Origin of the sequence: Bradyrhizobium sp. (assembly GCF_030646015.1) — a bacterium.
Lineage (GTDB): Bacteria > Pseudomonadota > Alphaproteobacteria > Rhizobiales > Xanthobacteraceae > Bradyrhizobium.
Window position 1 is genome coordinate 1 of sequence record NZ_JAUSLT010000010.1, and the last position, 13,960, is coordinate 13,960.

Annotated in this window: 10 protein-coding genes; 7 read left to right on the forward strand and 3 right to left on the reverse strand. The window is 64.0% G+C overall.

What is annotated here, in order from left to right; all coding sequences use genetic code 11:
* Both Q7T45_RS00820 and Q7T45_RS00825 read right to left on the reverse strand, forming a co-directional pair.
* A partial coding sequence (locus Q7T45_RS00820; protein ID WP_304866174.1) for a cisplatin damage response ATP-dependent DNA ligase occupies positions 1-1,168 on the reverse strand: 1,168 nt, incomplete at its 3' end.
* Positions 1,165-2,202, reverse strand: a complete 1,038-nt coding sequence (locus Q7T45_RS00825; RefSeq protein ID WP_304866176.1) for a ligase-associated DNA damage response exonuclease — start codon at positions 2,200-2,202, stop codon at positions 1,165-1,167. The genes Q7T45_RS00820 and Q7T45_RS00825, both read right to left, overlap by 4 nt.
* A 198-nt stretch (positions 2,203-2,400) precedes the next feature.
* Here Q7T45_RS00825 and Q7T45_RS00830 point away from each other — a divergent pair, with 198 nt between their 5' ends.
* On the forward strand, positions 2,401-3,327 hold the full coding sequence (locus Q7T45_RS00830; RefSeq protein WP_304866178.1) for a class I SAM-dependent methyltransferase: 927 nt from the start codon (positions 2,401-2,403) through the stop codon (positions 3,325-3,327).
* 129 nt (positions 3,328-3,456) lie between these two features.
* Entirely contained in the window at positions 3,457-4,686 is a 1,230-nt protein-coding gene (locus Q7T45_RS00835; RefSeq protein ID WP_304866180.1) for an ABC transporter substrate-binding protein, read from the forward strand.
* A 154-nt stretch (positions 4,687-4,840) separates the two neighbouring features.
* Here Q7T45_RS00835 and Q7T45_RS00840 read toward each other — a convergent pair whose 3' ends face one another.
* Entirely contained in the window at positions 4,841-6,268 is a 1,428-nt protein-coding gene (locus Q7T45_RS00840) for an outer membrane protein (protein WP_304866182.1), read from the reverse strand.
* A 215-nt stretch (positions 6,269-6,483) separates the two neighbouring features.
* Here Q7T45_RS00840 and Q7T45_RS00845 point away from each other — a divergent pair, with 215 nt between their 5' ends.
* From Q7T45_RS00845 to Q7T45_RS00865, 5 genes are all read left to right on the forward strand, one after another.
* On the forward strand, positions 6,484-9,129 hold the full coding sequence (locus Q7T45_RS00845) for a ligase-associated DNA damage response DEXH box helicase (RefSeq protein ID WP_304866184.1): 2,646 nt from the start codon (positions 6,484-6,486) through the stop codon (positions 9,127-9,129).
* Positions 9,130-9,173: 44 nt separating this feature from the next.
* Complete coding sequence (gene pdeM, locus Q7T45_RS00850) at positions 9,174-9,851, forward strand: ligase-associated DNA damage response endonuclease PdeM (RefSeq protein WP_304866222.1); 678 nt, start codon at positions 9,174-9,176, stop codon at positions 9,849-9,851.
* A 272-nt stretch (positions 9,852-10,123) separates the two neighbouring features.
* Positions 10,124-11,278: a ferritin-like protein gene (locus tag Q7T45_RS00855; protein ID WP_304866186.1), complete on the forward strand. Its 1,155-nt coding sequence runs from the start codon at positions 10,124-10,126 to the stop codon at positions 11,276-11,278.
* A gap of 40 nt (positions 11,279-11,318) precedes the next feature.
* On the forward strand, positions 11,319-12,575 hold the full coding sequence (locus tag Q7T45_RS00860; protein WP_304866189.1) for a LodA/GoxA family CTQ-dependent oxidase: 1,257 nt from the start codon (positions 11,319-11,321) through the stop codon (positions 12,573-12,575).
* The gene (locus Q7T45_RS00865) at positions 12,575-13,942 is read left to right on the forward strand and encodes a radical SAM/SPASM domain-containing protein (protein ID WP_304866191.1); all 1,368 of its coding nucleotides are present in this window, start codon (positions 12,575-12,577) and stop codon (positions 13,940-13,942) included. The genes Q7T45_RS00860 and Q7T45_RS00865 overlap by 1 nt, the downstream gene beginning before the upstream one ends.
* Positions 13,943-13,960 lie beyond the last annotated feature (18 nt).

Sequence of the window (13,960 nt, forward strand, 5' to 3'; positions counted from 1 at the left end):
TCAGTTGCTCCCAATTCGCGAACGGCACCAGCGCCGAAGTATCGATACGCGGATCGTCGATCGTCCTGATGAATGCTTCCAGCCGCGTCCGCCGTTCCACGAAGGGCAGGTCGCGCAGATCGTCCTCGCCTTCGGACAGCAGATCGTAGGCGCGCAGGTGGATCGGATATTCCCTGGTCAGTTTTGCCGATACCACTTTCCGGTTCAGGCGTTGCTGCAGCACGTTGAAGGTCTGCACGCGGCCCTCGCGCAGCACCAGCAGTTCGCCGTCGATGGCGCCGGGCAGATGCAGGGACGGCAGCAGGTCGGGGAAGCTTTGGGTGATGTCCTCGCCGCTGCGCGAATAAAGCCGCGCCTGCATATCGCCATCCGCGTCGCGACCGCTGACCGCCTGCACCCGGATGCCGTCCCATTTCCATTCCGCGATGAAATCGGCGGCGTCGAGACCGGCAAAATCCGCGTCCTCGATCGCATGCGCCAGCATGACGGGGCGGAACGGCGTGGGGTCGAGATTCTCGGGCGCTTCGGCGCGGCCCTCCAGCCACGCGAACAGGTCGAGATAGGGAGGGCTGAGGCCCGGCCACATCAATTCGACTTCGTGCGGGTCCTTGCCCCCGAGCGCCGCGGCGGCGGTCTTGGCAAGCCGCGCGGAAATCCCGATCCGCATCGCGCCGGTGACGAGTTTCAGCAGTGCCCAGCGGCCGGTCTCGTCGAGCTCGTCGAGCCAGCGCGACAGCTGTTTTGGAAGCTCGGTCTTGCCTAGCGTGCGCAACGTGGTGACGACTTCGGTAAGGGTCGGGGGAGGCGGGTTGTTGTGGCCGATCTGCTCCCCACCGCTGCGCCCGCCTTCGCCAAGTGGCTTCGGCGGACCCAGCGGGGGGAGGGGAGAAGATGCCGCCTTCGGCCACATCAGCGCCACCGTCTCGGAGAGATCGCCGACATAATCATACGACAATGCGAACAGCACCGGATCGGTGCGGTCGGCGATCAGGTCGCGGATCAAGCCTGACTTGGCGTGCTTGAACGACAGCGCGCCGGTCAGCGCGGCGAGCGCGTAGCCGCGATCGGGGTCTTCGGTCTCGCGAAAATAGCCGGTGAGAAGCCGCAGCTTGTTGTTGCGGCCGGGCTCGTAGGCGAGCCGGTCGAGCAATTCTGCAAAGCGGTTCATGTCGCCGCATTCCCGGCCGGCACAGTATCGCCCTCGTCCTCGTCGCCGTAACCGACCAGATCGAGCGGCCGTGCCGCGAGGCCTTTGGTCCTGCACCAATGCACCAGCGCGTCTTCCTGGCCGTGCGTGACCCAGATTTCGCGGGCGCCGGTGGCGTCGATGGTCGCGGTCAGTCCATCCCAGTCGGCGTGATCGGAAATCACCAGCGGCAATTCGACGCCGCGCTGCCGCGCGCGGGCGCGGACCCGCATCCAGCCCGAGGCAAACGCGGTGACCGGATCGGGAAACCGCCGGGTCCAGATGTCGGACGTCGCCGACGGCGGCGCCAGCGTGATGGTGCCGGCGAGATCGGCCTTCTTCATGCCCTTGGCCGGGCGCAGATCGCCGAGCTCCACGCCGCGGCTCTGGTAGTAGCGGGTTATCGCCTCCATCGCGCCGTGCAGGTAGATCGGCGCGTCGTAGCCGGCGAGGCGAAGCAGCGCGATCACGCGCTGCGCCTTGCCGAGCGAATAGGCGCCGACCAGATGGGCGCGCTCCGGAAACAGCGCCACCGAAGCCATCAGTTTTTTGACCTCGTCCGCCGCATCGCCGTGGCGGAACACGGGCAGCCCGAACGTGGCCTCGGTGATGAAGACGTCGCAGCGCACCACCTCGAACGGCGTACAGGTCGGATCGGGCGCGTCCTTGTAATCGCCCGAGGCGACGATGCAGGTGTCCTTGCAGGTGACCGCGATCTGCGCCGAGCCCAGCACGTGGCCGGCGGGATGAAATTTTATCCTGACGTCGCCGAGCTGCAGTTCCTCGCCATAGGCGATCGCCTGCGTGCTGCGTGCGAAATTGTCGCCGTAGCGCAACCGCATCATGTCGAGCGTTTCCTGCGTGGCCAGCACCGCGCCATGGCCCGGTCGGGCGTGGTCGGAATGGCCGTGCGTGATCACGGCCCGCTCCACCGGGCGCACCGGATCGATATGGAAGCCGCCGGGCTTGCAGCACAGGCCGGCAGGAGCTGGCAGCAGGATGTCTTGCGGACGCATGTCAGGTATATAGTCCCGCCCCAGCTTCATTCGAGTCTTGCCGTAACCTATCTCCGAACCTGCAATCGGTTCCCCTAAATCCCCGCGCCTGCTGGCATCGCCATAGCTTGTCGCGCCGGTTCGCTGTACGGTCCGGCACCGGCGTTGTTCGCGTATCGCGTCCCGGCAAATTCAACTCCGACCGATCGGTTTGCAAGAATGCCCGCGCGCCTGTTCATGTCGTCAGGCGACATGCTCGCCGACCGGCGTTTCGACTTTGCCCGCGACCTGCAGCTGAGCGGCCATCTGGTCGCCGCCGAGGACCTGTTCGTCCAGGCGACCGATCTGGCGCCCGACTTTGCCACGGCGTGGTTCACGCTCGGCGAAGTCCGCGAATTGCTCGGCGACATCAAGGGCGCCATCACGGCGTTCCGCACCGCGGAGACCACCGATCCCGGCGATCGCAACGGCGCCGGCCTGCGCCTGATGCGGCTGGGCGCTGCCGGTCTCGCGGGCATGCGGCCGACCTATGTGACGGCGCTGTTCGATCAATATGCGCCGAAATTCGAGGCGGCGCTGGTCGACGATCTCGGCTATCGCGGCCCGGCGCTGCTGCTGGCGGCGGTGCTCGATGTGCGAACTGCTGTGGGCCTGCCGCCGGCATTCGCCCGCGTCATCGATCTCGGCTGCGGCACCGGGCTTGCCGCGCGCGCCTTCGCAAGCGTCGCCGGTGACATCATCGGCATTGATCTATCGCCGCGCATGATCGAGCTCGCCCGCTTGACCGGCCTCTACGCCGAACTCGACGTCGCCGAGATCGTGGAGGGCCTTGCTCGCAGACCCGACGCCAGCGCCGACCTGATCCTCGCCGCCGACGTGATGGTCTATGTGCACGACATGGCGCCGCTGCTGGCGGAGGTCGTGCGCGTGCTGGCCCCGGGCGGGCTGTTCGCGTTCACGCTCGAAAGCCATGCCGGCGAGGGCGTGGTGCTGGGCGAGGGGCTGCGTTACGCCTACAGCGCGGCCAGCGCTCGCGCGCTGATCGAAGGCGCCGGCCTCATGCCCGAGCGGATGGAGCCGGCATCCTCCCGCACCGAGAGCGGTGCGCAGGTGCCGGGCCTGGTCGCGGTGGCGGCGAAGGGCTGATTTTCGGATTTGCCGTTGCACGGAATGCCGCATGCGCCGGCACAAGGCGGCATTGCGCCGCCCGCTCTTGCCTGATCTGGAGGAATGTCAGATCAAGGCATCCAACAACAAATTCCGGGAGAAACAACCATGAAAAACAAACAGACACGGCGTGAGTTCGGCGCCTCTGCTCTTGCCGCCATCGCCGCCTCCGTGCTGCCGGCGCCTTACGTCTTCGCCCAGGGGAAAAAATACGATCCGGGCGCAACTGATACCGAAATCAAGCTGGGCCAGACCGTGCCGCACAGCGGCCCGGGTTCGCTCTACGGCGTGCTCGGCCGGGTCGGTGAAGCCTATTTTCAGATGCTGAACGAGAAGGGCGGCATCAACGGCCGCAAGATAAAATTCCTCACCATGGACGACGCCTACAGCGCACCGAAATGCGTCGAGGCGACGCGGCGACTGGTCGAGCAGGAGGAGGTGCTGGCGCTGTTCGGTTCGCTCGGCACCGCGCCGCAGACCGCCGTGCATAAATATCTCAACTCGAAGGGCGTGCCGCAGCTGCTGCTCAACACCGGCGCCTCGAAGTGGAACGATCCGAAGAACAACAAATGGACCATGGCGGGCCTGCCGCTGTATCCGACCGAAGCACGGATCCTCGCCAAGCATGTCTTGTCCAAGAATCCGAACGCCAAGATCGGCATCCTCTACCAGAACGACGATTTCGGCCGCGACTTCTTAGGCCCGTTCAAGAAGGTGCTGGCGGATGCCGGCGGCAGCGCCAAGGTGATCATGGAGCTGACCTACGATCTCACCGAACCGACCATCGATTCCCAGCTGATCAATTTGTCGAAGTCGGGCGCCGATGTTTTCTACAACATCTCGACCGGCAAGGCGTCGTCGCAGTCGATCCGAAAAGTGGCGGAACTCGGCTGGAAGCCGCTGCATCTGTTGTCCGCCGGTTCGACCGGGCGCTCGATTCTGAGCGCCGCCGGCCTCGAAAACGCCGCCGGCATCGTCGCCATCCGCTACGCCAAGGAAGTCGGCGTGCCGCGCTGGGAAAAGGACCCCGACGTGATGGCGTTCGAGGCGCTGCGCAAGAAATACCTGCCGACCGTCGATCCCGACAACACCATCGCCTTTGCCGGCTATGGCCAGGTGGCGTCGATGGCCGAAATCCTGCGCCGCTGCGGCGACGATCTGACCCGCGCCAACGTATTGAAGCACGCAACCACGCTGGCGGGCTTCCACTCGCCCTACTTCCTCGACGGCGTCAATTTCAGCTACACCTCGGACGACTACACGCCGATGAAGACGCTCTACATCTCGCAGTTCAACGGCAAGGACTGGGATATTTCCGACAAGCCGGTCACGGAGTAAATCTTTCTTCTCCCCTCCTCCCACGCGCAAGGGCGCGCGGGGGGAGGGGAGTGCACCTTCATCGCTTCAACGCGATGATGAAACAATCGCATCACCAATAAAAAACCCCGGCCGCGAGGCCGGGGTTTTCGTTGTTCAGTCGATGTCGCCGCGATCAGTACTTCGCCACCACCGGCGAATTGAAGTGATAGTTCAACCCGCTGCGAAAAATGTGTTCCGTAACTTTCGTGGTCGAAACCGCGGGGCCGCCGGGATCGGCGATGATTCCCGAGGTCGAGCCGAGGTCGATGTAGAGATATTCGCTCTTCGACGTCCAGTTCGGCCCGAAGAAGCTGAACAGCGTGGCCGGGGTTTCGATGCCCGCGCCGACCGTCCAGCCGCCCTTGGTCTCGGAGAAGCGGCTGGAGACCGGTCCGTTCAGGAAGGCCGAGTCGATATTGGTCTTGATGCTGCCATAGGCATAACCGCCGGTGGCATAGAGCAGGGCCGGTCCAGCCGAATAGCCGATGCGGCCGCGGACCGTGCCGAACCAGGGCAATTTGGCGTCGTAGTTGGCAAAGGTGCCGTTGGCGCCCTGGCAATTCACGACGCAGGTGCGGTTGTCCTTCTGGGTCGAGCCCTGGATATCGGCCTCGACGCCCAGCACGAAGTTCGCCGCCTGCCAGTTGTAGCCGGCCTGCACGCCGCCGATCTTGCCCTCAGGCGCGAGGGTGAACCGTTCGTTGGTGCCCAAAACGGCCAGCGAGGTCTCGTTGCGCGCGGTGGCGGAGCCGAAATTGCCGCCGAGATAGAGGCCGGTCCAGTTTGCCACGGGCCCCGGCGCGTACGTGCCGTTGCCGCCGATGCGGTAGTTCAGGCCGACCCGGTAGATGTTCTGCCGGATTTCGCTGTCGAGCGTCTGCGGGAAGCCGCCGAGTGCGAAGGTGTCTCGCTTGTTGCCGAGATCGACGTAGAGGTATTCGATCTTGGCGCTCCAGTTGCCGCCGAGTGCGGCTTCGACGCCGCTGCCGAAGGTCCAGCCTCCGCGAGTCTGGCTCGAGGTAAAAGTCGCGGGAAAGCCGGCGAGCGGGATATTTTCGGTGATGCTGGTCTTGACGTTGCCGTAAGCGAAACCGCCGGTGAAGTAGCGCAGCACCGGGCCGTTGGCGAAGCCGACCCGGCCGCGAACCGTGCCGAACCAGTCGAGCCGCTGATCGAACTGGCCGGCGGTCTGGGGAGCGGCCCGGCAGGTCAGAAGGCAAGTATCGTTGTCGCGAATCCCCGCGCCCTGAATGTCGGCCTCGACGCCGAGAACCAGCCGGCCGAACATCGTATTGGTCTGCCAGTTGTAGCCGGCCTGGACGCCGCCGAGCGCGCCGAACGGCGACAGATAGGATTGTTCGAAGGAGGGGAAACCCGGAAAGGTCAGGGTCTGATTATTGCGGCCGACGCCGACGCCGGCGTTCACGCCGAGGTAAAATCCGGTCCAGTCATAGACCATGGCAACCGGTGCCTTGAGGTAGGGCGCCTTGACCGCGAGGTCCGCAGCCTGGGCGTTCGCTGCCATTGCAAGAAACGCCGTTGCGGCGAGCAGTCTTTTCATTGTTGCATTCCCGGTTCGCATTCCGGCTTGGAACTTATCCATCGCGGCGGATTCTGTCTGTGCCTTGCGGGGTACAGTGGAACGAAATCGATCTGCGGTTTGCCGGTAACACATCTGAAACTATTTGGCTTTTTGGCTCGACCGATCAGGTCTCGCGGGCCTAACCTGTGGCGGTGAGATCCGTTGAACCCCCGTCGCTTCCTCTGCTGCCCGAGATGTTTCTGCGCTGGTTCGCCGGCCGCGGCTGGTCGCCGCGCGCGCACCAGCTCGATCTGCTGCAAAAAGCCCGCGACGACCGCTCCGCGCTGCTGATCGCGCCGACCGGCGCCGGCAAGACGCTGGCGGGATTCTTGCCGACGCTGGTGGAGCTCAGTGCTGAAGTATCGCCGGTGCGCTCTTCTCCCCTCCCCCCGCGTAGCGGTGGGGAGGGGTCGGGGGTGGGGGGGCTATCCGCGCATACGACTGCCGGCGAGCTTGCCGAGGCACCCCCCACCCCCGACCCCTCCCCGCCACGCGCGATGCGCGCGGGGGGAGGGGAGAAGACGCCGCGTGGCCTCCACACCCTCTACATCTCTCCCCTGAAGGCGCTCGCCGTCGATATCGCGCGCAATCTGGAGACGCCGATCGCCGAGATGGGCCTCGCCATCAAGGTCGAGACCCGCACCGGCGATACGCCGGTGTCGCGGCGGGCGCGGCAGCGCCGCTATCCGCCGGATATCCTGCTCACCACGCCCGAGCAGCTGGCGCTGCTGCTGTCGTCCGACGACGCGCCGTTCCTGTTCGGCTCGCTCCGGCGCATCGTGCTCGACGAGCTGCACGCGCTGGTGACCTCGAAGCGCGGCGACCTGTTGTCGCTCGGGCTGGCGCGGCTGTGGCAACTGGCGCCGCAGATGCGCGCGATCGGCCTGTCGGCCACCGTCGCCGAACCGGAATCGCTGGCGCGCTTTCTGGTGCCGCAGCGCGACGGCAACAGCGAAGCGGCCGATATCGTCGTCGCCGGCGGCGCCGCCGCGCCCATTGTCGAGATGCTCGATACCAAAGAGCGGCTGCCGTGGGCGGGGCACAGCGCGCGCCATGCGCTCAACGAGATCTACGACCTGATCAAGGGCAACAAGACCACGCTGGTGTTCGTCAACACCCGCAGCCAGGCCGAGATGCTGTTCCAGGAGCTCTGGCGCATGAACGACGACAATCTCGCAATCGCGCTGCATCACGGCTCGCTCGATGTCGCCCAGCGCCGCAAGGTCGAGGACGCGATGGCGGCTGGCAGACTGCGCGGCGTGGTCTGCACCTCCTCGCTCGATCTCGGCGTCGACTGGGGCGATGTCGATCTCGTCATCAATATCGGCGCGCCGAAAGGCGCCTCGCGGCTGATGCAGCGAATCGGCCGCGCCAATCACCGCATCGACGAGGCGTCGCGCGCCGTTCTGGTTCCCGCCAACCGCTTCGAGGTGCTGGAATGCCGCGTCGCCATCGACGCCGTGGCGGAGAATGCGCAGGACACCCCGCCGCTGCGCACCGGCGCGCTCGACGTGCTGGCGCAGCACGTATTGGGTCGCGCCTGCGGCGAGCCGTTTCTCTCCGACGAACTCTACGCCGAGGTGCTGACCGCGGCGCCCTATGCCGGCCTGACCCGGACCGATTTCGACGACACGGTCGATTTCGTCGCTTCCGGGGGCTATGCGCTGAAGACCTATGAGCGCTTCGCCCGCATCAAGCAGGACAAGACAAATAAACCTGAATCGCGCTGGCGCGTCACCAATCCCAGGGTGCGGCAGAGCTACCGCCTCAATGTCGGCACCATCGTGGAAGAGTCCATGCTCAAGGTGCGGCTGGTGCGCGGGCGTGGCGGAGGCGGGTCCGGCTCCACCGGCGCACTCGGGCGCGGCGGCCGCATGCTCGGGCAGATCGAGGAATATTTTATCGAGGGCCTCGTGGTCGGCGACACCTTTGTGTTCGGCGGCGAGGTGGTGCGCTACGAGGCGCTGGCGGAAGACCAGGTCTACGTCTCCCGCGCCAGCGACAAGGACGCCAAGGTGCCGTCCTATATGGGCGGCAAGTTTCCGCTCTCGACCTATCTCGCCGAACGCGTCCGCAAATTGCTCGATGACGACAAGGCCTGGAAGGCGTTGCCGGAGCAGGTGCGCGACTGGCTGTCGCTGCAGCGGCACGTATCGCGCGTGCCCGGCGCACGCGATTTGCTGGTGGAAACCTTTCCCCGTGCCGACAAGCATTACCTAGTCTGCTATCCGTTCGAGGGACGGCTGGCGCACCAGACGCTCGGCATGCTCCTGACGCGGCGGATGGAGCGCGCCCGGGTGCGTCCGCTCGGCTTCGTCGCCAATGAATATGCGTTGGCCGTTTGGGGGCTCGGCGACATGTCGTTCATGATCCGGCAGGGCAAGCTCGATCTGGGAGCGCTGTTCGATCCGGACATGCTCGGCGACGATCTCGAAGCCTGGCTGGCGGAATCGGCGTTGATGAAACGCACCTTCCGCACCTGCGCCGTCATTTCCGGACTGATCGCGCGTCGGTTTACCGGTGAGGAGAAGACGCGGCGGCAGGTGCTGTTCTCCACCGACCTGATCTACGACGTATTGCGCAAGCACCAGCCCGACCATGTGCTGCTGCGCGCCGCGCGCGCCGATGCCGCCACCGGGTTGCTCGATATCCGCCGGCTCAGTGATATGCTGGCGCGAATCAAGGGGCGAATCACCCACCGGGAACTGACGCGGGTTTCGCCGCTCGCGGTCCCCGTGATGCTGGAAATCGGCCGCGAAGCGGTCTATGGCGAAGCGTCCGACGAACTTCTGGCGGAAGCCGCCGAGGAACTGGTCAAAGAGGCGATGGATCGAACGTGACGGCACACGCGCAATTCCTCGACGACGAACCCGCGCGCGCCACCGTGACCGTCGCCGGCGCGACTTTGGTCGTCGCCGGCGTGACGCTGGTTGCCGATCTCTCCGGCGCGCTGTTCTGGGAAGAGCAGGGCCTGCTGGTCGTTTCCGACCTCCATCTGGAAAAAGGTTCCAGCTTTGCCAGGCGCGGCGTGCTGCTGCCGCCGTTCGATACCGTGGCGACGCTCGGCCGCCTCGCTGCCGTGATCGCGCGGCACGACCCGCGCATGGTGATCGCGCTCGGCGACAGTTTTCACGACCGCACCGCCCATGACCGGCTGTCCGCCACCGACCGCGAGGCGCTGGCGGCCTTGCAGGCGCGGCGCGACTGGATCTGGATTTCCGGCAATCACGATCCGGCGCTGCCGTCCGATCTCGGCGGCGTGGTCGCCGAGGAAGTCGCGATCGGCCCGATCATGTTCCGTCACGAGCCATCAGGGGCGCCAGGCGAAATCGCCGGCCATCTGCATCCCAAGGCGCGGGTCTCGACCCGCGGCCGCTCGATGGAGCGCCGCTGTTTTGCCTGCGACGGCGAGCGCGCGGTGATGCCGGCATTCGGCGCCTATGCGGGGGGCCTGAGCATTCGTGACGCGGCGTTCGCAAGGATATTCCAGAGCCTCGGTTTCATGGCGCATGTGCTCGGCGATGTCAGGCTGCACACGATTGCTGCGTCGCGGTGTTATTGAGAGCAGCCATGCTGCGGCCACTTCATGGCGACTTCCCGGTTTTCCTGCGAAGTGAACTGCGAGTTCCGCCAAGCGTGAATCCATAAACTCCGGCCGGCCGGCGGACGCCCGCCTTGCCTCCGCATTCCCAAGATCGAACACCGCGTCAGGTCCGCCTTGTGCAGGCGTGAAAGCAGCGTTTTCTGCCGCCAACCTTGGGTTGCGTTTTCGCCCGTGTCGCACTATCATTCGCCGATATTGAAGTGGCCGCGTTGGAATTGCGAGTTTTGACCATGGCCTCGAATTATTCTCCACTGACGATCAATCGCAAACTGGGCGCAAACCTCCGCGCCATTCAAACCACCGAAATTCAGGGCGAGGATGCTCGCCAGACTCTCGGTGGATTGCTGCAATCCGCCTTGCAGCTGGAATTTGCAACCATCCCGACGTATCTCTCGGCAGCTTTCAGCCTGACTGCAAACGGGAAGATTTCCGATTTGATCCTGCGGGCGGCCATTGAAGAGATGCTTCACATGACCGCGGTCGCCAATCTCATGAATGCCATCGGCACCGCGCCCGACATCGTAGCCGCGGTGCCCGACTATCCCCACCATCTGACCGTTCTCGAACCTCCGCTGCAACTGGATCTGCGTTCCTTTTCACTCGATCTCGTTAAAGACCTTTTCATGCGCATAGAGGCGCCGGAGGACCCGGTCGAATTCCCGTCATTGGCTCCGGCAGCAGAGCCCAGAACGATCGGGCAGTTCTATGCGAGCATCATCGACATCATCGAGAGCGGGAAGATTCCCGGCCTGTTCGATAACGCCGTGCGGGACGCGTACAAGCAAAGAGAGGTTCGTCCGAATTTCAAGCCGATTGCATATCTCAACAACCAGGATACCGGCCGATACCCGCTGAAACCGGAGATCGACTTCAGGATCACGGACAAGGCATCCGCCGTCCGGCATTTGTCATGGGTTGTCGATCAGGGCGAAGGGTCGGCGCCTTTTGACCCGCTCACATCAGAAGGTCTCCCGGGGCATTACTATCGGTTTGAGTCGATCATCAAGTCGCGTTTTCTCGTCAAGGATGAAAACGCCCAGCCGCTCGGATATTCCTTTTCCGGCGGCGACCTCCCGTTCGATCCGGCGGGCGTGCATGAGTTCGATACCAACGCCAAGATCAGGAACTATGACGCCTTTCCGACCGTCCGACGGCAGATGAAGCTTTTCAATGACAGCTACACCAGCATGATCAACTCGCTGCACCAGGCCTTCAACTGTCCGGGGCCGGACCAGCAGGAGCAGGCGAAGGAGGCCTATTCTCAGGCGCTGGACACCATGCGGACCATGCCCAATGTGGCCACGGCCATCATTCAAAAGGCGAAAGAGAAGAACATAAAGGCGGGCGTGCCGTTCGAGTTTACCGGACCGTCGCCCACCTCTTGACGGCATCCATCGATACGCGTCCCAACCGGAGGTATGATCCATGGCATTCCCGAACGATCTGTCAGACGTCGCAGCCTTCAAGATTCATCCGGCCATCGGTTGTGCCCGGCTTGCCAGCAACAAGGACTATTACGAGTTCTTCGACTACGAGGAAAAGCGCAAGGCCGGACAGGCGCAAAGTCTCAAATACATGTCGCTGCGGGACGGCAAGCACTGGTTCATGCGGCAAGCGGTGAGATTCAGGATTTTTGCATACCGCTCCGATGGCCGCGAGATCGGAGAACTGACGGCCGACGTCATGAAGCAGCTCGGGATGAGCGCGACCTGGACCGCGAATGTAGCCAACCGGAAGCTCAATGTCTGGTCACAGGGGGCGACGGCCGCGGTTGAGGCGCAGGCTTCTGCCGCTGCAGGTGAGACAAAGCGATTGGAGGGCAACAATCCCTGGCGCCCGGGCAAGGTCTGGCTTGGCGAAATCTGCGGTGATGGCCTGTTCATACCTCCGATGGGCGGCGCGTATCGGAAGACCGAGAACAACGCCATTCCGCCCTACGGTGCGCACCGAAGCGACAATGGCGTCCTGGATACGACATCCGATGGCTCGATCAGCGTTAGCCTGACCGGCGCGAACAACATCCCGGTGGTGCCCGCCTGCGTCATTGTGGCTCCGCAGGATCACTCCCCCGATGTGGGGCCGGGACAAATCGACAATTCCCAGAACAAGGACTTTGTGAGGGAGACCAGACAGCTCCTGCAAATACCTCAAGATGCCACCCTTGCCGGCGTTGGCTATGGCATGGACATCGCGATGATGAAAACAATCAATGCCGATTACAACCCGGGCATGGAAATATGTCTCGACGGCGACGTCGCGCTGCCCAACCCCGCCGGCGCGTTTTATGCGCGGGGACAGCAGCACATCGACGCCAATGAGATCCGGCCAAACTATGCGTCCGCGAAGCCCGGCCAGTTGACCGCGGGACTTTGCTCGGCCTGGCAAACCGATCTGAACGCCTGCCTGAACTACTGGACGTCGACCTTCCCAAATCAAGTGGCATTCGACACGGCGCCGGACACGCGGGTTCTCGCGCGAAAGCAGTTTGCTGCAGCCGGACCGCGCAACAGCGAGCCTGAATGGCTCAACGCCTACATCGACATGATGGAAGTCGGACGGGACATCGAGAATGACCCGACGTTCCTGCATGGGACAGAGCGAGATGGCAATGACAATGCGGGCAATACGCCCGTAGCGCCATTCCCGCTGGAAGCCGAGAAATTGCCACCGGAGACGTCGTAATGACGATCGCCAGCCCCGTACGGGAGATCGATCGCCACGGTCATACGCGGCCGCGCTCGGCAAAGGTCCATCTCTTCGACAGCGGAGCTGGGCGCTTCGCCCTCGATGTCGAGAGCGGGAAGATCCATCAGCTTCCCGCCGGGCACGCCAACACCCTGGACGCAACGCTGCGCCTGGGCGAGGCGGGTCGCGCCGAGCTGGCAGCATTGGCATTCGGCATCGTCAGCCCGGCCGTAGACGACTTCGACACACCAGGGAGCGTTCCTGTCAAAGCGATATCGCTCGCGGTCGCCCAAAAGTGCAATCTCGGCTGCACCTATTGTTATGCGCAGCAGGGAACATTCGGGGGAACAGCAGGCGATATGCCTCCCGATGTGGCCAAAGCCGCAATCGACCAATTGGTTCAGGCAGCCGAACCCGGCGAAACCCTGACCCTCGCGTTCATGGGCGGAGAGCCGCTCGTCAATCGCAGGACGCTGCATGCTTCGACCCGATATGCCGTCAGCGAGGCCGCCGCTCGCGGCATCCGCATCGGCTTCTCCATGACGACGAATGCCACCTTGCTGTGCGACGAGGATATCGAACTGTTCCAGCAGTACGGCTTTACACTGACCGTCAGCCTGGATGGCCTGGATGCAACGCATGACCGGTTGAGGCCGTACCGCTCGGGCAAGGGCAGCTTCGGGAAAGTGGCAGGGAATGTGAGATCCCTGCTGGCGGTCGAGCAACGGCGCTACCGGGTGCTGGCGCGCGTCACCGTGACGCCGAAGAATCTGGATCTCCCCGAGACCATGACCGGTCTGCTGGAGATGGGTTTCGATGCCATCATGTTCTCACCCATGCTCAGCGCGCCCTCCGGCAAGGATGAGATGGACGCGGCCGATCTGGATCGGCTGCTCGATCAACTCATCAGATGTGGGGAAAGCTTTCGTGAGGGCTTGCGGCAAGGTCGCATCCTGCCGTTCTCGAACGTGATTACGACACTTCAGCGCATTCATTCCTATCAGCGGGAGCAGTATCCCTGCGGCGCCGGCGGTGGATACATGGGCGTGTCGGCGGACGGGGGACTGTATGCCTGCCATCGCTTCGTCAATGACGAGGATGGCCTGATGGGCGATGTATTCAGCGGCGTGGATCGGGACAAGCAGTCCCGCTGGCTCGAGAGCCGCCATCTCAAACAACAATCTCCCTGTGGCACCTGCTGGGCGCGTTACCTTTGCTCCGGAAGCTGCCACTACGAGGCGATCAGGCGCGGACGCCCTGCGTGCGACTACATTCGCGGGTGGTTGAACTACTGTCTTGGCCTCTACACGGAACTGCTGCGGGCGCAGCCGGACTCCCTGAAGAGGATCCTGATGAGCCATTGACTTCTCTTGCCGCGGACC